The 19606-nt window shown below is 49.2% G+C and carries 20 protein-coding genes, 1 tRNA gene and 1 other RNA gene; 15 read left to right on the top strand and 7 right to left on the bottom strand.

The genetic code is table 11. From position 1 onward, the window contains the following. Positions 1-85: 85 nt before the first annotated feature. Complete coding sequence (gene aceE, locus G445_RS0100490) at positions 86-2836, bottom strand: pyruvate dehydrogenase (acetyl-transferring), homodimeric type (protein ID WP_022865619.1); 2751 nt, start codon at positions 2834-2836, stop codon at positions 86-88. Between the two features lie 289 nt (positions 2837-3125). Here aceE and G445_RS0100485 point away from each other — a divergent pair, with 289 nt between their 5' ends. From G445_RS0100485 to G445_RS0100465, 5 genes are all read left to right on the top strand, one after another. Continuing rightward, positions 3126-3524: a DUF3052 family protein gene (locus G445_RS0100485; protein ID WP_026420812.1), complete on the top strand. Its 399-nt coding sequence runs from the start codon at positions 3126-3128 to the stop codon at positions 3522-3524. Positions 3525-3638: 114 nt separating this feature from the next. Beyond that, positions 3639-3715 (top strand) — tRNA-Val (locus G445_RS0100480). A 257-nt stretch (positions 3716-3972) separates the two neighbouring features. Beyond that, a complete protein-coding gene (locus G445_RS0100475) occupies positions 3973-4761 on the top strand; it encodes a Nif3-like dinuclear metal center hexameric protein (RefSeq protein ID WP_022865617.1) in 789 nt (262 codons plus the stop codon). Positions 4762-5019: 258 nt separating this feature from the next. Next, a complete protein-coding gene (locus G445_RS0100470) occupies positions 5020-5781 on the top strand; it encodes a zinc ribbon domain-containing protein (protein ID WP_026420811.1) in 762 nt (253 codons plus the stop codon). A gap of 39 nt (positions 5782-5820) precedes the next feature. After that, on the top strand, positions 5821-6366 hold the full coding sequence (locus G445_RS0100465) for a hypothetical protein (RefSeq protein WP_156825505.1): 546 nt from the start codon (positions 5821-5823) through the stop codon (positions 6364-6366). A gap of 339 nt (positions 6367-6705) precedes the next feature. On the opposite strand, the gene G445_RS0100460 is transcribed toward G445_RS0100465, so the two are convergent. After that, positions 6706-7602, bottom strand: a complete 897-nt coding sequence (locus G445_RS0100460; protein ID WP_022865614.1) for a hypothetical protein — start codon at positions 7600-7602, stop codon at positions 6706-6708. A gap of 240 nt (positions 7603-7842) precedes the next feature. Here G445_RS0100460 and G445_RS0100455 point away from each other — a divergent pair, with 240 nt between their 5' ends. The 4 genes from G445_RS0100455 to G445_RS0100435 all read left to right on the top strand — a co-directional run bounded on the left by G445_RS0100455 (position 7843) and on the right by G445_RS0100435 (position 13073). Continuing rightward, the gene (locus G445_RS0100455; RefSeq protein ID WP_022865613.1) at positions 7843-9306 is read left to right on the top strand and encodes a GuaB1 family IMP dehydrogenase-related protein; all 1464 of its coding nucleotides are present in this window, start codon (positions 7843-7845) and stop codon (positions 9304-9306) included. Between the two features lie 576 nt (positions 9307-9882). After that, positions 9883-11826, top strand: a complete 1944-nt coding sequence (locus G445_RS0100445; RefSeq protein ID WP_022865611.1) for a solute carrier family 23 protein — start codon at positions 9883-9885, stop codon at positions 11824-11826. 249 nt (positions 11827-12075) lie between these two features. Beyond that, entirely contained in the window at positions 12076-12405 is a 330-nt protein-coding gene (locus G445_RS08865) for a hypothetical protein (protein WP_146002343.1), read from the top strand. Positions 12406-12611: 206 nt separating this feature from the next. After that, positions 12612-13073 carry a peptidylprolyl isomerase PrsA family protein gene (locus tag G445_RS0100435; protein WP_022865609.1) on the top strand — a complete coding sequence of 154 codons (462 nt, stop codon included), beginning with the start codon at positions 12612-12614 and terminating at the stop codon, positions 13071-13073. A gap of 99 nt (positions 13074-13172) precedes the next feature. On the opposite strand, the gene G445_RS11330 is transcribed toward G445_RS0100435, so the two are convergent. Further along, a complete protein-coding gene (locus G445_RS11330; protein ID WP_022865608.1) occupies positions 13173-13397 on the bottom strand; it encodes a hypothetical protein in 225 nt (74 codons plus the stop codon). 22 nt (positions 13398-13419) lie between these two features. Between G445_RS11330 and G445_RS0100425 the strand changes: the two genes are divergently transcribed. From G445_RS0100425 to rnpB, 5 genes are all read left to right on the top strand, one after another. Further along, positions 13420-13650: a hypothetical protein gene (locus tag G445_RS0100425; protein ID WP_022865607.1), complete on the top strand. Its 231-nt coding sequence runs from the start codon at positions 13420-13422 to the stop codon at positions 13648-13650. Between the two features lie 28 nt (positions 13651-13678). After that, complete coding sequence (locus tag G445_RS11035) at positions 13679-13903, top strand: P-loop NTPase family protein (RefSeq protein WP_180962135.1); 225 nt, start codon at positions 13679-13681, stop codon at positions 13901-13903. A 51-nt stretch (positions 13904-13954) separates the two neighbouring features. Then, entirely contained in the window at positions 13955-14218 is a 264-nt protein-coding gene (locus G445_RS08860) for a type II toxin-antitoxin system Phd/YefM family antitoxin (RefSeq protein ID WP_022865605.1), read from the top strand. A gap of 1 nt (position 14219) precedes the next feature. After that, a complete protein-coding gene (locus tag G445_RS0100410) occupies positions 14220-14612 on the top strand; it encodes a type II toxin-antitoxin system VapC family toxin (RefSeq protein WP_022865604.1) in 393 nt (130 codons plus the stop codon). A 278-nt stretch (positions 14613-14890) separates the two neighbouring features. Continuing rightward, an RNA gene (rnpB, locus tag G445_RS10690) (RNase P RNA component class A) lies at positions 14891-15264 on the top strand. Positions 15265-15304: 40 nt separating this feature from the next. On the opposite strand, the gene map is transcribed toward rnpB, so the two are convergent. The 4 genes from map to G445_RS08855 form a co-directional block, all read right to left on the bottom strand. Further along, positions 15305-16213 (bottom strand): type I methionyl aminopeptidase, encoded by a 909-nt coding sequence (gene map, locus G445_RS0100405; RefSeq protein ID WP_022865603.1) that lies wholly within the window; start codon positions 16211-16213, stop codon positions 15305-15307. Positions 16214-16229: 16 nt separating this feature from the next. Next, positions 16230-16370, bottom strand: coding sequence for a hypothetical protein (locus G445_RS11705; protein ID WP_156825504.1), 141 nt, complete (start codon positions 16368-16370; stop codon positions 16230-16232). 302 nt (positions 16371-16672) lie between these two features. After that, positions 16673-16984 carry an AzlD domain-containing protein gene (locus tag G445_RS0100395; protein ID WP_022865601.1) on the bottom strand — a complete coding sequence of 104 codons (312 nt, stop codon included), beginning with the start codon at positions 16982-16984 and terminating at the stop codon, positions 16673-16675. Positions 16985-17070: 86 nt separating this feature from the next. Beyond that, positions 17071-17730, bottom strand: a complete 660-nt coding sequence (locus tag G445_RS08855) for an AzlC family ABC transporter permease (protein ID WP_022865600.1) — start codon at positions 17728-17730, stop codon at positions 17071-17073. A gap of 501 nt (positions 17731-18231) precedes the next feature. Between G445_RS08855 and G445_RS0100380 the strand changes: the two genes are divergently transcribed. Next, a complete protein-coding gene (locus G445_RS0100380; protein WP_022865599.1) occupies positions 18232-19569 on the top strand; it encodes a glutamine synthetase family protein in 1338 nt (445 codons plus the stop codon). Positions 19570-19606 lie beyond the last annotated feature (37 nt).

Below are 19606 nucleotides of genomic sequence, written 5' to 3'. Positions count from 1 at the left end.
TTACATGTGCACGGCATTTCTCTCTATCGCCATGGCTGGTGTTTTCATGATGCGTTCAACTTGAGTGTGACTGCTTGTAGTCCTTTTATGCTTCCGGAATGGCTTTACCAGCTACGGCATTGAACAGGTCGTACTTATCGATGGCCTGCTTCACAACGGACCGATCGATCTTGCCTTCCTTTGCGAGTCCGTATAGGGCGCGAACAACGATGGAAGCGTCGTCGATGCGGAAGTGACGGCGGGCAGCCGGGCGAGTATCAGAAATCCCGATACCATTAGCACCCAAGGTTTCATATGTGCCAGGAACCCATTCGCGGATAGAATCCTGAACCTGATGTTCGAAATCAGAGGAGGCAATGAAGGGGCCTTCTTCGCCTTCGAGCTTCTGGGTGACAAATGCCTTCTGCGGAGCTTCTTCAGGATGCAGATAGTTGTGTTCGTTAACCTTCAAACCGTCCTTGCGAAGCTCATACCATGAGGTAACGGAGTAGACGGTTGCGTCAACACCCCAGTCCCTGCGAAGCATATTCTTTGCTTCCATCGCCCACGGAACGGCGACACCAGATGCCAAAAGGTTGACCTTCGGGCCTCCCTGTCCGTCAACGTCGGCAATCTTGTGGATACCACGAATAATGCCTTCAACATCGGCATTCTCGGGTTCAGCGGGTTGGTGGATTGGCTCATTGTAGACCGTCAAGTAGTACATGACTTCCTGTGAACGTCCGTCGCTACCCTCGCCGTACATACGCTCCAAACCATCACGGAAAATGTGTGCGAGTTCGTAGGCGTATGCTGCGTCGTAAATAATCATTCCGGGGTTGGTGGAAGCAAGAACGGGGGAGTGTCCGTCCATGTGCTGAGAGCCTTCACCCTGAAGGGTGGTACGCCCGGCGGTTGCGCCAATAATGAAGCCCTTCGTGAGCTGATCCATTGCCTGCCACATCTGGTCACCCGTGCGCTGGAAACCGAACATCGAGTAGAAGATGTAGAACGGAATCATCACCTTGTTGTGGGTGGAGTAAGAGGTACCGGCTGCGCAGAACGCGGACATAGAACCGGCTTCTGTAATACCCGTGTGAAGGAGTTGACCCTGCGTGGATTCCTTATAGGACAGGAGCATATCGTGATCGACAGCGGTGTAGTGTTGCCCAAGCGTATTGAAGATCTTTGACGACGGGAACATCGCGTCCATACCGAAAGTACGAGCCTCATCGGGAACGATTGGAACCATGCGGAAACCGAACTTCTTATCGCGCATCAAATCCTTGAGGAGGCGAACCAAAGCCATGGTTGTAGCAACCTTGAGCTTACCGGAGCCCTTTTCCATGGACTTGAACGGCTTTTCTGTTGGCAATTCTACAACTTCACGCTGGCCACGACGTTCAGGAATGAAGCCACCCAGCTTCTGGCGCATTTCACGCATGTGAACAAGCGCCGGATGATCATCGGCTGGCTTATAGTAAGGTGCGCTGTAGGGATCTTCCAGCTGTGAATCATCAATCGGGATCTGCAGGGTATCGCGCAACAGCTTCAAATCAGAAGAAGAGAGTTTCTTCATCTGGTGTGTTGAGTTACGCCCGGCGAAGTTGGATCCTAAATCGTAGCCCTTCACAGTTTGAGCAAGGATAACTGTTGGTTCTCCTTTGTGTGCGAGGGCTGCGCGGTATGCTGCGTAAATCTTGTGGTGATCGTGGCCACCTCGGCGAAGCTGCCACAGTTCATCATCGGTCCAATCTTCAACCATTGCCTTGGTACGAGGATCACGCCCGAAGAAGTTGTTACGTAGGTAGGCGCCGTCATTGGCGCGATAACCCTGGTAATCACCATCAAGCGTGTTGCTCATTAAATCAGACAGTGCGTGATCCTTATCTTCGCGCAGGAGCTTATCCCAGCCACCGCCCCACAGAACCTTAATAACATTCCATCCGGCACCCTTGAAGAATGCTTCAAGTTCCTGAACGATGTTGGCGTTACCGCGAACCGGGCCGTCAAGGCGCTGAAGATTACAGTTAATAACCCATGTAAGGTTATCGAGCTTCTGGCCTGCAGCAAGCTGGAGCATACCGCGTGATTCTGGTTCGTCCATTTCACCGTCGCCCAAGAAGCACCAAACATGCTGATCAGAGGTATCTTTAATTCCGCGCTCGTGCAGGTAACGGTTGAACCATGCCTGATAGATCGAGTTTGTGGCACCCAAGCCCAAGGAAACGGTGGGGAACTGCCAGAAATCTTTCATCTGATGCGGGTGCGGGTAGGACGGAAGGCCACGTCCGCCGGAAGTACGGGATGCTTCCTGACGGAAGGAATCGAGATCTGCTTCTGTCAAACGTCCTTCAAGGTAGGCGCGTGCATAGTTTCCAGGTGAAGAATGGCCCTGGAAGAAGATCTGATCGCCTCCACCGGGAGCGTCCTGCCCACGGAAGAAGTGGTTTTGTCCGACTTCGTACAGTGTCGCCTGTGCGGCGTAGGAGGAAATGTGCCCACCAACGCCGATACCCGGCTTCTGTGCGCGAGTAACCATCACGGCGGCGTTCCAACGTGTCCAACTACGGAACTGACGTTCCAAATCCTGCTCTTCGGGAGTTCCAGGATATTCGGGTTCTTCATCCCAAGGAATAGTGTTGACGTACTGCGTCATCAAATCTGGTTTTGTAATAGCTCCGGCTTTGCGTGCATGCTCGCGAATAGCACCAATAATGAATCGTGCGCGTTCTTTTCCGCTGACTTTAATCAAATCGTCGATGGAATCAATCCACTCGCGCGTTTCTTCTGCATCACTATCTGGCAACTGCCGAAGATAGCCGTGTACCAAATGCTTATCGTCGTGTTCTGTCACTTCATCCCCTTGTTTTATCTCAAAAAACGCTTACAAGGCGCACTTGTGAGTGGCGCTACATAAGTAATTCCAGTTTACAACTTTGCCCCGAGGTTTAGGAGAATTTCGCTATCCGGTTGAGACCTTGGTTATAGGCGTGTGACGCGGGTTTCCATCACGCTTGATATCTCGCCTTTTCCTTGAATGATTCTGATTAAGTTCAGATTTTCGTGTCTTAAAAATGAAAAATATCTACGTCGAAATATGGACTCAGCTTGCAAAAATCGAGGTTTTATTGTGTGCTTTAAGCATGACTCTGTTTGGTTTCCACAAGGGAAACGTCATCCAAGAATTTGGTTACGACGAGGACGTAGCCTTCGATGTACGTGATGCACTTGAAGATGAAATTGGTTCTGAACTCGCTGATGAGGACTATCCTGATGTTGTGGATGGTGCTATTGCTTGGTGGCGCGATGATGACGGCGATGCCGATGATCTAGCCGATCTTCTCCTCGATGTGAAAGCTAATCTTGATGGTGGACAGGCTTTGTGCTGGCTACTTATTCCCTCCATGCGTCAACAAAATTCAGTAAGCCTAAGTCTCGTTGAAGAGGCTGCGGAAACCGCCGGGATGCAACCCACAACATCACAGGCGATTTCCAAAGAGTGGACGGGTGTACGGCTCACTAACCTCGGTTCGCGACGCTAGTTGTCGCGTTGATGCGGTGAGTTGTTTTAGTTTTTTACGACGAAGTTCGGTGAGCTGACTCTCATTCCCGCTAACAATTTGGGAATATCCCATTTGTTGTGTAAGCTCCTACGTGGGCTCGTAGCTCAGTTGGTCAGAGCACCTGGTTTACACCCAGGGTGTCATCGGTTCGAATCCGGTCGGGCCCACCAGTATGCCCAAAATTTTTAAATCTTGTGCGCACGTAGAATACACTGCGCACGTTAAGCACAATGGGCGTATAGAGCACACTGCGCACGTTGAACACAATGGACGCTTAGTACACAATTAGTGCTTAGTACACAACGATCACTACATGCGCAGTAAAAATACACGCACAGCACGCCTATAGCGCACCTAGTACTTAGTGAACGCATAAGTAACACAGCTTACGTGGGACAGATTCTGCTTGCTCGTGTACGGTTAAAGCATGACGTACACAGTTGAGAGCGTTTGTGCCATCCTCGATAAACTTTTTCCTCCTTCTCTAGCCGAACCTTGGGATAGGGTTGGTTTAATTGCAGGGGCTCCTGAAGATCCAGTACACAAGGTTGCCTTCGCAGTGGATCCTTGTGAAACCACTGTCAATGAAGCACTGGAGCGCGGTGCAGATATGTTGATCACTCACCACCCGCTGTATTTACGAGGAACTTCCACAGTTGCGGCAACAACACCAAAGGGTTCCTGGGTTACACGAGCAATTCGCGCTCAGCTTGCCCTGTTTAGCGCCCACACGAACGCCGATGTCCTGGCCTCTACGAAAGCGCTTGCCGATATTGTTGGCATGGATGTTGAACGCCCCCTCGATGAAGAAAGTGGCATTGGCGGCGTGGGGACCTTACGTGAGCCCATGCCCCTGAAGGCTCTCGTCGAAAAATTTGCGGATGGGCTACCGAAAGTCCCCGCAGGTCTTTTGGCTTCCGGGAATCCCGACCAGCTCATTACACGCCTCGCAATTTCCTCGGGAAGTGGGGATTCTTTCCTTGCTTCAGCCAACGCGAGTGGCGCGGATGCTTACTTTACCGCGGATTTACGCCACCATCCAGCAACGGATCACATCTGGGGTGGGGGATGCGCGCTGATTTGCGCCACACATTTTGCTAGCGAATGGCCACTTTTGAAGGTTATGGAAGAACGCCTCCTTGGAGAACTGCCCGAACTCGACACATATATTTCCACTCTCTCAACAGATGCGTGGAATATTGCTGTCCGTGGATAAAAAGCTCCGCTAGCGTATTACTACGTGCAACACATTGACGAAAGTGTTTCCCAAAACGCCCGCGTGCTTCATGTCCCGTATGCCTTGCGTGTGAAATAACTTTTCTTTGTGCCATGCCTTTTCTTAACTGTTGACGTGTTTCCGTCGTATATGGTGGGGCGTAAAGATCAGATGGTGTTGGTGCGGAAAGAAGGCTTTTCCGTCGTACACGGTGGGAAATATGTGGGGTCGTGTTTATTTTTCTGTAAAGTTGTTCGTATGAAAGCACCACATGCAGATCAGGTTCAGTTATTGCGCATTGCCGCGCTAGATTCTCACATTAATCGGTTACGGAAAAATAATGAACAGCATCCTCTTCGCAAGGAGCTCGGCGCACTGGTCAATGCAATTGCTGCGTGTTCCCGTGATCAGCGTTTAGGTAGCGAACGCGCGCACAATGCGGCACGTGCCTTAAGAAAAGCGGAAAATGAGGCGGAAACTGTCCAGTTGCAGGTTGCGGATAAGGAAGCAAAATATAATGCCGGGGTTGGTTTGACTTCTCGCGATTTGCTTACCCTGGAAGAGGAAATGGCGACGTTGCGCGCTCAACTTGAGGAGCTTTCCACCGTAGAGTTTGAGGCACTCGAAGAAGTTGAGGCTTCTGAGGAAAATGTGAGGGCACTCGGTGTGCAGTTTGAAGAGCTTACCGCCTCAATGCTTCGCGTGAAAAGTGAGCTTGAGGATGTGGTTGCGCAAAGCGACGCCCAGATTGCGGAGCTGAAGAAACAACGTGATGCGGTGGCCACGAATCTTGATAGCAAACTCGTTGGACTCTATGAACGAGCAGCTAATCGTGGACATTATGCCGTTATGGCATTAACGCCCAATGGTTCGACGACGGGTGGCATTCATCTATCCCCGGTGGAAGTCGCGCTGGTGAAAAATAAGGGTGAGGATGAGGTGTATTTGTCTGAAGATTACGACTGCATTATTGTCCCCGTTGATTTTGAGGAGCTGGAGGCTCTACGGGAGACCGATTAGCGGTGCTCAAACCTAAAAATATATTCCAAGACTGAAAAGTTGCGTCAAACGAGTGAACAGTTTTGGGGAACGGAAAACGAGGTTGTCATGAAAAAATACATGGGCGCAGTAATGTCCGTGTTGTTCGGGGTTTCATTATTGGGGGCGTGTTCATCACAAAAGGATCCGCTTGAGGCGCGCCCTAGCAATCCGAGCATGCCCAGCGCGGAGAAGATGCCCGGGAAAAGCGAATTTTATCGTGCCGCTACAGGCTGTGGTGTCGAAAAAACTATAGGGGACAGTAGCCAGCCCATCACCATTGAACCTCTCGGAAAAGGCGAGGCAATGCGAATTGTCGTGGGTGAGAAACGTGAAGGGAAAATGATGCTCACGAAAAATGACGCCCAATGCATTATCAAACTTCTTGGTGCCGATGAAAAAACCGCGAAACGCGCTATGGAAGACGCAAACGGCATAGGTGGAGCGGAATATTTCGGTACTAACTATGTGGTGATGTCAATTAAAGAAAAGCGTGGCCCCACATTAACGGTTGCGAACCGCAAGGATGTCCAGGATTGGAACAAAGAAGTTAATAAGGCATCCTAAAACCTATCTTGTAGAGTGTTACGACGCCCCTGTGTTGTGGCGTCCTGTGTTACCGTCCTGGATTATGGTGCCACCGTGTGTTACCGTCCTGTGTTGTGGAGTCCTGTGTTGTGGCGCCACCCTGTGTTACCGCCCCGTGTTAGGGACTGTGTTACTTAAAAGACGAGGACGTGCGCTGTTTATATTAGGGAGCGTGGTTCTCGCCCTTAAAATTGTTATCTTTTCTTTCGAGGTAGGGTGTGTTGTTCCTTGTTCTGAATTCTAGAATGTAATCTAAGGATCCGAATCCATACTTTATGACTCTCTCATTTATTTCAATAGCGGGAGATTCTCGTCCGCTCACCAGGTGTGTTGCCCACGGGTGCTCGGGATCATATTTTCCGCTAGGGGTTCCTTACGTGGTTTATAGACCTGGAAGTTGAGTATCTGATCCAATCGTTCAGATACGACGAGCACGCCATCTTTGAAAACAGTAACGTTACTTGGAACATCGAAGTTTTCTTTCCACAGGAATTTGGGGTTTTCTCCCGGGCTGTAGGCTTCTATGCTTCGTGCCCCAAAACGTTTGGGAGTTACGCCGATAACAACAGAGTCATCTGCATAAAGTTGTTCTCGGAAAGTATAAGGGTAGGGGGTTCTCGAATCACGTTTTTGCGAATCTGGAGAGGGTGTTGCGGTGTTGTCTGTGCTCGTTTCAGAACTTCCAGAGTTTTTCTTTGATGGTGATGCAGAACTCTGAGAACGTATATCTTTGCGGTCGAGTTCTGGGGTGTTGCAAACGACTTTGCCGTTATCGACTGTGTAAATGCGGCCACCTAATTCAGGGTTTAAATCGCACTCAGGAAGTTCGATAGAATCTCCTACTTCCTTGCCTTCATCGTCCACAATGATTGCTAGAGATGAGCCTTTGGTGTTAGCAATAATTGCGTAACGTGTGTCTGTTGGGGAGCTGTTTAAGACCAGAGCGTGCGGGGACATACCGGTGGCGATGAGGTGAGGAACATGTATTTCAGCAGGCTTTTCCCACGCTTTCTCTATGCCGTTCGCGAGGTTTGCTTGAGGAGAAATCGGCGTGTCAGTCTTCTTTTTCGTTAGAGCGTTGTATCCGAAGTATCCACCGATTCCGAAAGCTACAACGAGAGCAAGAATAATAGCGACGACAAGCCATCGTTTTGTTGTCGCCTTGCGTTGTGAGGTATGTGTTGGGTGAGGATTGGGTTTCGGATTGGCTGGCATAGTATTCTCCCTCAATCATGTACAGCATGATTTTACAGGATTATTGTGACCGTCAACACAAAAATGTGAGCTGAATGTGGATAGTGTGAATAGTTTTGAATTGTGTGTTGCGTATGTCTTGTGGTGCCCGGCACAAAAAGTGATAAGTTTTCGTCGTCAAAGATATGAAAAGCTGAGAACGTATCAATTAAAGTTCACAAACCTGATGACATTCTTTGCTCAACAAGGCAGAATTAATGGGTGCGATTTTTAACAGAAAAACCAGCTTACGAACTAACCTACAATGATGTCTTTATGGCACCGAATCGCAATGCGGTCGGATCCCGGTTCGACGTCGATTTGACCTCCACCGATGGCGTGAATCTTCCCCTTCCTCTGGTTGTGGCGAATATGACGGCAATTTCGGGGCGACGGATGGCGGAAACCATTGCGCGCCGAGGTGGTTTAGCGGTTCTTCCGCAAGATATTCCTGTAGATATTTTGGTTCAGTCCATTGCTCGTGTGAAAAATGCTCCTACGCAGTTTGAAACACCCGTTATCGTTGACCCCACAACAACAGTGGGGGATGCTATGAATCTCATGACGAAACGTTCCCACGGAGCCGTGCTCGTGATTGATGATCAGCGCAGGCCACTCGGAATTGTGGGGGAGCGGGAAACGGATGGGGTTGATCGTTTCGTTCAATGCCATGAAGTTATGACGAATTCCTTCACTTTAGTTTCGCCTCAGGCTACACCCCAGGAAGTTTTCACTACTTTAGAAAAAACCCGAACAGGTTTTGCTGTCGCCGTCGACGCCGATGGCGCATTAATTGGAATTATGAGCCCTAAAGGCGCATTGCGTTCCTCTATTTACCGTCCCGCACTGGATAATAAAGGACGCTTGAAGATCGCTGTGGCCATTGGAATTAGCGGTGATTCTGTAGGCAGGGCACGCCAATTACTGGAAGCCGAAGCCGACGTGCTTGTTTTGGATACCGCCCACGGACATCAGGAACGAATGATTGACGTGATTAAGGCGGTCAGCAAAGTTCGCGATGAATACGCAGAAAAAACAGGGTGTCGAGTTCCCATTGTTGCCGGAAATATTGTTACGCGAGAAGGCGTGATTGATTTACTTAACGCCGGCGCGGATATTATTAAGGTAGGCGTTGGGCCAGGAGCCATGTGTACAACACGTATGCAAACAGGTGTAGGGCGCCCGCAGTTCAGCGCAGTTCTCGAATGTGCAGCGGCGGCGCGCGAACTCGGGGGCGCAATTTGGGCCGATGGCGGTATTCGCCATCCGCGCGATGTCGCCCTGGCTCTCGCGGCTGGCGCCGGTAGCGTGATGGTGGGTAGCTGGTTCGCGGGAACCAACGAATCTACGGGAGATGTATTGCACGACGCAAAAGGCCGTGCTTACAAGGAAAGTTTTGGTATGGCGTCGGCTCGTGCGGTTCGGTACCGGACACGATATCGTTCCAGCTTTGAACGCGCGAAGGCGAGTCTTTTCGAAGAGGGTATTTCCGCATCTAAGATGTATTTGGATCCAAAGCGTCCCGGTGTGGAAGATCTAGCAGATTGGATTACCTCGGGTGTGCGCTCGTCCATGACCTACGCGGGTGCTGCAAATCTTGAAGAATTCCACGATAAAGCCGTAGTTGGAGTTCAATCGCCTTCCGGTTACGAGGAAGGCCGTCCGCTCTCGGCGAGCTGGAGCTAATGCGTTATGCGTGATGTGTAGCTTTTGGTTCGGAGGGAAAAGTCTTTTCTCTGAAAGCTAAGGCTACGATCGGCTGAAAAGAGGGTGCCCCTTATGGGGGGCGCCCTCTTTTCAATATGCCCTCTTTCACTGTCACTCAGGTGTGGGTTGTGTTTTGCATCCTATTGCCCCGGCGCCCTCTTTTTTCAATGTCACGCACGAGGTTTTCTGTAGTTTTTGTTGTGCCGCGGTGAGCGATGAGGTGGGGTTGCTAGCCGAGCTATTAAGTGAGCGACAACCTCTGTTGCGTCGCGCCAAGCGATCGTGCCTCTTGTGCCGTAGCAAACGAAAGCAAGGGTATCGTCGTCGAAAAACACTATAAAAATGGAAATCTCAAAAAGCGGACATGAAATATCAAAAGGTGATACAAGAAAGGTAAAAATAGGTATTCTGTATCTCAATTCCCAAATTTTTCTCACCTGGCTCGCCACAAACTTTTACCTTGAGCGAAAATAGAAGTAATCAAAAACTCCGGCGTTTGAATTTCTATTCGAAGGCTTTTTATTTTTTATCCATACAACCAGGAGACTTGATTTAATGAACGTAGCGGCACCGGCTAAATTCAAACATCCAGTGGACCAAGTGCCCAACCCCGCAGCCTTGACAGTTCTTGGCCTGCAACATGTTCTGGCATTCTATGCTGGAGCGGTCATTGTTCCCCTTCTTATTGCACAATCGTTGAAATTAGATGCGGAAACAACAATTCACCTCATTAACGCAGACTTACTTACCTGCAGTATTGCAACAATTATCCAATCCGCTGGTCTGACGAAATGGGTTGGTGTTCGCCTTCCCATTGTCCAAGGTGTGACAACAACAGCTGTTGCGCCGATTATCGCCATCGGTCTGGGCGTCACCAACGGTAAAGGCGGAGTTGCTTCGCTACCCATGATTTACGGAGCAATCATTGTTTCCGGTATTTTCACCTTCTTCGCAGCCCCGGTGTTTGCGAAATTCCTCCGCTTCTTCCCGCCCGTTGTGACGGGAACGGTGCTCTTGGTGATGGGAACCTCGCTCCTTGCCGTATCCGCCAACGACTTCACCAACTATTACGGAATGTTGGCGCAAAAAGCTCAATCCCCGGCGATTCGCGATCTTGCCTATGGTTTCGGAACGCTCCTTGCCATCGTCCTCATTCAGCGCTTCTTTAAAGGATTCCTCGGAACAATTGCGGTGCTTATCGGTCTTGTTGGCGGAACCGCAGTATCGGTGATTCTTGGACACAGTGACTTCGACAAGGTTGGCCAGGCTGCGAACTTTGGTGTCACTACGCCCTTCTACTTTGGTATTCCCCAGTTCAATATTGTTGCTTGCATATCCATGATTATCGTCATGATTATTACCATGGTGGAAACGACGGGAGACGTTTTCGCAACAGGTGAGATTGTGAAGAAACGTATCCAGAAAAACGATATTAGCCGCGCGCTACGTGCCGATGGCCTCTCGACCACGCTCGGTGGCATTATGAATTCCTTCCCCTACACGTGTTTTGCGCAGAACGTTGGGTTGGTGCGTGTTACCGGCGTAAAGTCACGCTGGGTTGCCACGGCCGCCGCCGGGTTCATGATTATTTTGGGGCTTTTGCCCAAGGCGGGTGCCGTCGTCGCATCTATTCCTCCTTCTGTTTTGGGTGGTGCCTCTCTTGCGCTGTTCGCTAACGTTGCGTGGGTCGGGCTTCAAACCATTGCCAAGGCGGATATGTCCGATAACCGCAACGCTGTTATTGTTACGACGGCGCTCGGCTTGGCAATGCTCGTATCCTTCCGTCCGGAAGTTGCGCAGGCATTCCCCGCATGGGCACGAATTTTCGTCTCCTCTGGTATGTCCATCGGTGCGATTACCGCTATTATTTTGAATCTTCTCTTCTTCCACACCGGGCGTAAGCAGAAGGAATACGTGGCTGCCGACGCCAAGGGTAAAGCCGTGTCCCTCGGGCAGATTAACAGGATGGATAAGGGCGAGTTCGTCGAAACATTCCGTTCACTGTTTAATAATCAGACCTGGCCCTTGGAAGTTGCGTGGGAATCACGTCCCTTCGATAACGTGACCGCACTTCGTGAAGCCATCCAGGTTGCTGTGCTGACGGCCAACGATGCTCGCAAAGAAGAGCTCATTCACGACTACCCCGATATGGCAACCGTGATGTTGACCAAGCCCAAAGAAGATTCCTCCACAAGCCAGGGCGGTGGCTCCTACGCTCTGACAAAGCCTACTGAGGAAGAACGTGAGCTTGTGAGGAATGTTGCCGAAGAGTACCGGCAGCGTTTCGATATGCCGTTTGTTGCCTACCTGCGCACCACCGATACCGTTCAAAGTGTGATCGACGAAGGTGTGCGACGTCTTGAAAATTCGACGGAACAGGAGCGACGCGTGACCCTTGGACAGATTGTGGAAATCTCCAACGATCGATTCGATACCCTTTTGGCGAATGCCAACCCCTTGCGCACGGCGTGGGATAGGAAATTTACCGAAATGAACTAGCGAGGGTGGTTGCTGTTAGTCCTAGGCTAATGGCAGTTGCTTTACAACAATCTATGTAGGAAAGACGTGACAAAAAATTCGGGTATCTGAGAGGTGCCCGGATTTTTTATTTCAGGAATATTTAGGGCTATAGGACGATTTCGTAGGATTTCACGGCGTAAAATTTCTAACGCAGTTATTTCGATGAGTAATATTGCGTGTGTGAATAAAAAATATGAGCAATAATTGTTATGGTGTAACCACATTCGTATGAAAGGAAATAACATGCGTTACCGTCTCATATCCGCAGTTCTTGTTGGTCTTAGTGTCATCTCGCTTGGAGCATGCTCAGGTAGTCAAGCAAAGGGTGAAAATACCACATGTGGTGAATACAAGAAAATGAACTTTGATGAAAGATTTAAGCTCCTAATGTCTATTGCAGAAAGTAATGGCAAAGGAAAAGATGTCAAAAAACTCGAAAAAGCTCCTAAAAGTCAAAAAAAGATGTACACGGACATTATAGAATTCGGATGTCAGGGTAAGGACGATCAGACTCTTAAAGAGATGGTAGAAAATCTTAACAAAAAAATGGGTAAGTAGTATTTTCCTTGAAAATAACGTCATTTTCTTTCTCTTGCTACGAATATTCAATTAGTTGTAGAACGTGTTGAGACCGGTTGGGTAGTGTGGCGAACAATGTGCACTAGAAGGGGATGTATATATAACGTGTCGATGGTACACGTGGCGTACGATATTAAGTATTGAGGTAAGGAGTGGCGAGTCGCTCCGAAACGAAAGGATAATTAATGAATCCTCGAAAAATTCTTGTAGCAATGCTTGTCGCTTTTGTTGGTCTTGGTTTGAGTGCTTGCGGTTCAAGCAACGGTGCTGATACCACATGTAAGAGTTTCGTCAGTATGAGTGATGATGGCAAAGTTGATGTGATAGTTGAGGTTATAAAAAAGTACGCCGAATCTAACAATTTCAAAATAAGTGATTCAGAAATTCAAGATGTAAGAAAGAGCTATAAGGAAGATAAATACTTGCTAAAACAAGTAGTCAAAGTATGCAAAAGGGATGGAAATGGTTCTAAAACCGTAGGAGAAGTTTTAGGGTTCAGTGACCCCAGTTCTTCGGGAAAGGATAAGGGTTCTTCGTCCAAAAAAAATAAATCTTCTTCAAACGATAGTTATTCTGGGTCATCGTCAATTTCTGATTCCTCGTTATCAATAATGCTTGCAGAATCTATGCGTAGCAAACTCTTCTAAATTTTTTTACGGGCTCCACAACTTCTTGTGGGGCCCGTTGTGAAGAAAACGTGACCTAAGTGCCAAGCAAGGCTGTAAAGTTATGAATTAATTGTAGATTTAACGCTCTTTACCGAAAGGAAAAATGAAAGCTCGATTGTTAAGGGCGACTGCTTTATTGTCTGTAGCAGGGATGATATTGAGCGCCTGTGGAGGAGGTTCCTCCTCAAAGGAATCATCAAGCGAAAAAGCAACAAAGGAGGACTCTGCTAGCATCAAAGCGACAAAGGAGGACTCTGCTAGCATCGCGGCAAAAGGTGGCAAAATAACCTGCGAGGAGTACATCTCGTTGGATTAGGACGCCCAGTTGGATGTTTGGATACAAATCGCCGTCGACCTCTACAAGAAATCCTCTGGACAAGAAATTACCCCCGAACAACGTCAAATGATTAAAGATGAAGCAAAAAAGCAGGGTATGCAAGAAGTAGAAATCCTCGCGCAGGAATGTCGTAAATCCGAGAATAGATCAAAGACATTCAATGAACTAGGGAATCTTGACAATCTTTCAATGAATCCCGAGACCGGACAAGTTGAGTAGGATTAACACCCCTAAATGACCTCAGCATTTGGAGACAAACCTTTCCGCATACGACTTCATCGTTTACGGTTTGCGTAACAACCCAGGAATCTCAACTGACGACGAAATCAAGGACATGATTGCTCTCCTTGATCTCCAAGATCACCTCAACAAAAAAATCGACGAACTTTCCGGTGGACAAAAGCGCCGTGACGCTCCGGCACGCACACTCGTCATGAAGAAGTTTTGGAATTCCCGCATTTTCGGTGTGTAGTGTCAACACGCATACCTAGAAATATGTAGATATTATGTCTATTCTTATCATATGAATACCATATCTGTAGCACAAATGAGGCAGAATCCAACTCGTGCCCTCAATGAAGTGCAGGCGGGAGAAACGTATATCGTCACTCGCCATCAGGTGCCTATTGCTCAACTTATTCCTATTAATGAGGATAAAAATGTAGCAGGGTTGAGTATCATCCCTGCTCGCCACCCGGGAAAATATAGACTCTCTCAAGACCCAACTTTGCCACGTGTGGGTCGCGAAAAAGTTGAAAAACTTCTTCAAGAAATGGCTGAGGATTAGAATGCAGTATGTGTATGTAGATGCGTCCGTAGCTGTATTTGCATTGGATGGGGATCCTTCAGTTGCTCGATGGTTTGATGGTATGGCCGATCAAGGACGACTTATTTCCTCACGAATATTACAAACTGAAATCACGCGTGTTCTTCGACGTCAAAAACGCGATGTTTTTGAACGGGATAAAATATTGGATAGTATTGCGACTATCCCTATTGATGAAATGATACTTACAATGGCGGAATCTATTGTTCCCCATATTAAAACCTTAGATTCTATTCATCTTGCCTCTGCATTAAGATTAGGTGGTTTAACGACAGTTGCCACACACAATGAAAATATGGCACGAGTTGCGCATAAAATCGGTTTGAAAACCGTAGATCCTCTTGACGCCTCTTAAAAATATGCTGTGCGCTATATCGAAATACGTAAGGATTTTCCTATATCACCTCGTGAAGTCTGTCGCGGGTTAGCTCGATATAGCGACTGATGTTAATGTCCCGATTTTCCGTGGCTGAGTGGCTGGAGTTATTCTTCCCGGTTCTACCTTGATTTTTATTATCCTGCTAAATATTAAGTGCGCATTTTCTAGGGAAAAGCATCTAGAGATAGACGGGTGGTGCGTTAGTCATGGATAGCTTGCAAGAATTTGCGGTGTGTATATAATAGGTGAGCGAATAAGTCAGCTGGGCAATCGCGCGTGCGGTGATACCGCATTCGAGGAACGTCCGGGCTCCATAGGGCACGGTGGTGGGTAACGCCCACCCGGGGTGACCCGCGGGAAAGCGCAACAGAGAGTAGACCGCCAGGCGCAGTAGCGCAAGGTAAGGGTGAAACGGTGGTGTAAGAGACCACCGCGGGCATGGTGACATGACTGGCACGGCAAGCCCCACCGGGAGCAAGATCAGATAGTGCGCGTTTGTAGGTGACCCGCCGAGCGCACGGGTGGATTGCTAGAGCCTGCTGGTAACAGTAGGCGTAGATGGATGATTGCCGCCGTGGGCGCAACAGCGCTCGCGGAACAGAACCCGGCGTACAGGCTGACTTATTCGCATTCTTGTGTAAGGAACGCTGGAACGTTCCCCACAGTGCCTACAGCCTTAAGCCAACAGTAGGGTCGCTGGGAAGCGTTAAAATCTCCACCCCGCCCTCGCGCACAACGAGAGTGTGTTCAAACTGGGCTGTGCGTCCACGGTCTTTTGTCGACGCTGTCCATCCATCATCCCAGATGTCGTAATCAACTCCGCCCAACGTTAACATCGGTTCCACTGTGAACACCATGCCTACTTCAATCACATCGTTGTGTAGGGGAGCCGAATCAAAATGGGGGATAATGAGCCCCGAATGGAAGGCCTCGCCCACGCCATGCCCGGTAAAATCGCGAACTGTTCCGTAATCAAACCGCGAGGCATACTTTTCAATTACACGCCCAATCACATTCACCTCACGCCCAGGTTTCGCCGCTTTCATACCGCGAAGTGTTGCCTGCGCGGTGCGCTCAATCAGCAAGCGTGACTCTTCATCAACGTCACCAACAGGGAATGTAGCGTTTGTATCCCCGTGCACGCCACTCTTGAACGCGGTGACATCGAGATTGACAATATCGCCCTCCTCAAGTGGCCTTGAATCGGGAATCCCGTGGCAAATCACCTCGTTAATGGACGTACATATCGACTTCTTGAAACCCATGTAGTTCAAGCAGGAAGGATAGGCCCCGTGGTCACATATGTATTCGTGGGCGACTGCATCCAGCTTATCGGTTGTCACGCCTGGCGCAATGAGCTTTGCCGCTTCATACATCGCATCGGCCGCAATTGTCCCCGCAATGCGAATCCGCTCAATCGTTTCCTCATCTTTCACATCACTTGCGGTGACGACCTCCGGGCCATCATGAAAAAGATATTCGGGACGCTCAATTCCCTTAGGAACTTTACGTTCCGGTGAAAGCTTTCCGGGGCGCGTATTTCCCAGGGGTGCGCGTGAAGCTAAAGCCGAATTCATAGTGTTATCTTCTCCCTTATTTTTCGACTCCGGTAGCATTTTTATTTTCGACGACGATAACCGAAGCCACCGTCGCCGTCGTCGAAAAAATAATCGAAACGAACCCGAAGCGGTATGAGGTGAACGTGAATACCGCGTCGGAATATGACATTTTCATATCAACTCTACACGTCCCGATGAGTGAGGGGTAACGGAACGCGCGAAAAGGTTGTGTGGAATGCGGTGGAAAGCGTGTGGATATGTGTAGTTGTGGACGATATGTGTAGGTGTGGACGATATGTGTAGGTGTGGACGATATGTGTAGGTGTGGACGATATGTGGATGGAGATGTGTGGATAGAGATGGGTGGGAATTAGTTGTGGAAAAGGGTGGTGTGGAAAAGAGTGGTTGTGGATAGGTGTAGATGTGGATAGAGATGGCGATGGATGGGGTGTGGAAAAGGTGTTGTGGAAAGCGTGATTACATTGCGCCGGTGAGGGCAAGAACGAGAGCATACACGCCTAGTCCGCCAAGGATAGATAGGAGCATGTGTGAACGCCACATATGAAGTACGGCAACAGTAATGATTCCAGCGATGAGAGGAATCTTGCCGAAATGTTCAAGCCCCTTCATGCTGTATATCGTTAACGCGATCATAATGCCGATGGGCATAAGGATGCTGAGCCGGTGAAGAAAACGGGAATTCTTTACGCGGGAGCGGATAACGAAGGGCAGAGAGCGTAGGGTGAACGTGATTGCCCAAGCGATAGCAACAATAAGAATAAGGCGCATGGTTCTCTTTCAGATGTGCGGAGTGATGAGAAGGCGGATAGTGATGAAAAGAAACGCGCCCTTCAGGTGTTTGTGTTCATTTGCGGTCATTCGGTTTTTCCGACAATCAGGCTAATGCAGGCGTAGGTGAGGAGCGAACCAATCATCGTATATTCGGGGGCGAGCCAGAGGAAAATGAGTGAACATGCAAGGGCAATCGCTCCTAGAAGCCAGGGTTGGGAGGAGGCTTTGAGTGCGTCAATAGACATGCAGACAAAAAGAGCGGTGAGGGTGAAGGCGAGCCAGGTGAGATCGCCGGAAATATATGTGCCGGCAAGTGCGCCCACGGCTACGCCGGCAACCCAGGTTGAGTGGCAGAGCAACTGGCACCAAAAAATACGTGCTCCCGTGAAGGTTTTGGCTGCGGGGGAGGACAGCAGAGCGTACGTCTCATCCGTCAGGGCGTGGATAACATAGAGGCGTGCCAAGGGTTTAACGGGAGAGATAGGGACGGATAAGCCGTAAAAAATATGGCGGAAACTTACGAAAAATGAAGCTGTGGCAACTGTTGCGAGGCTCGCGCCTCCCGTATATAACGCAACAAGTATGAATTCCAAAGCGCCCGAATAGACGCACATTGCTGTTAGGACAGCCCACCACCAATGAAAGCCTTGCGATACGGCGAATAAGCCGAAGGTTACAGCAAGAGGTAGGTAGCCGACAATGATTGGCGATGTGTCCTCGAAAGCTGAGCGGAAAGATTTCATGCACACCACTGTAAACCTTTTAATGTCGAGGTGCGCGGTGAGTCGGATGGTGGTAACGGAAGGTGGGACGTATGGCGATAGCGGAGGATGGGGCAGACGAAAGTAGTAGAGTTACACTACCTATATAACTTGTGTCGCATAAAGATGTACAGCTAATTATCCTGAAGATTTTCGTCGACATTCACGAAGAATCTCATAGTTGTGTACTCTTGGATACAGGAGGACATATGGATTCACTATCGTATGTTGTGGATGTAAGCAAGGTCGAATAAGGCTCGGAACTGCACAACCACCTCGTCATGGTGCCTGCGACAGGAAAAAAGGATTAATTCGAATCCCTTTGAACGTGACTTCCTCAATGACCTCATTATTATGCAAAGCGAATCCCATGCGTTTCAAAGCGCTGAACCCATGGATGAGACTTTCCGTCCCATCACACTTGAGAATTCAGGATGGTACGGTAGAAACGCCGGATACCACACCGACCGAACAGGAACGATAATGGACAACCAACAAGAACACGTTTTAAGAACAATTAACGACGAAAAAGTTCGGTACGTACGATTGTGGTTCCCCGATATTGCAGGAACCTTAAAATCCGTTGCAGTATCGCCGGGAGAACTTGAAGATGCCTTCATGGAAGGTATCGGATTTGACGGAAGTGCAATCCAGGGGCTTACGCGCGTCTACGAATCGGATATGTTGGCACGTCCAGATGCTTCAACTTTCAGGATTGTTCGAGGAAAAGATCCGGCGGATACCCTCGCTTTCATGTTTTGCGATGTGTTGACGCGCGACGGAGAACCGGCACGCTCCGACCCGCGAGCAATTTTGAAAAGAACTCTGGCGCGCGCAGAAAAACTGGGTTTCACGGCATACGCGCATCCGGAAATCGAGTTTTACCTGTTTAGGCCTGGATCCTCCTTGAACGAAGATCCTACGCCGATAGACTCGGCCTCATATTTTGATTACGTCACGCGTTCTGTTGCGCATAACTTTAGGCGCGACATGGTGTTAGCGCTGGAAGATGTGGGAATCGTCGTCGAATTTTCTCACCACGAAATTGGGCCGGGGCAGCAAGAAGTGGATTTGCGTTTTGCCGATTGTCTGGACATGGCGGATTCGATTATGACAGCCCGCTCCCTTATTAAAGAAGTGGCATTGAGGCATGGTGTGGAAGCCAGTTTTATGCCAAAACCTTCCGAAAAATGGCCAGGATCTGGGATGCACACCCATTTTTCGCTGTTTGAGGGAGATAAAAATGCTTTCCACGATCCGGTGGGACAATACGGAATGTCCATTACTGCACGCAGGTTCCTTGCAGGTCTCATGATTCACGCCCGCGAAATCACGGCGGTCACAAACCAATATGTTAACTCCTATAAGCGCCTGTGGGGTAAAGGTGAAGCTCCAGCATATATTTGCTGGGGGCCGCATAATCAATCCGCACTTGTGCGCGTTCCCGAATATAAACCGAACAAACCTGAATCTGCACGCCTGGAATATCGCGCAATCGACACGGCGGCCAATCCCTATCTAGCTTTCGCCGCGGTTCTTGAGGCAGGACTGGCCGGGATCGAAGGAAAATACGAACTCCAAGAGCCCACCGACACAGATGTTGAATCCATGAGCGATATGGAACGTATAGTGAACGGCATTGCATCACTGCCCAGTTCCCTTCATTCAGCACTACGAGCCATGGAGAATTCGGAACTTGTTGCACGATTCCTCGGAGAGGATGCTTTCGACTACTATCTGCGAGATAAACGAGCGGAATGGCACAACTACAGGCGCCAAATCACGCCTCTAGAACGGGCACGCTTCAGGTCAGATTGGTAAGGGTATTCGGTGTCGTGTTCTGCGAAGAGAAAATCGG

This window comes from Actinotignum urinale DSM 15805 (assembly GCF_000420445.1).
GTDB lineage: Bacteria > Actinomycetota > Actinomycetes > Actinomycetales > Actinomycetaceae > Actinotignum > Actinotignum urinale.
This window is presented reverse-complemented; position numbering and strand designations above follow the sequence as displayed.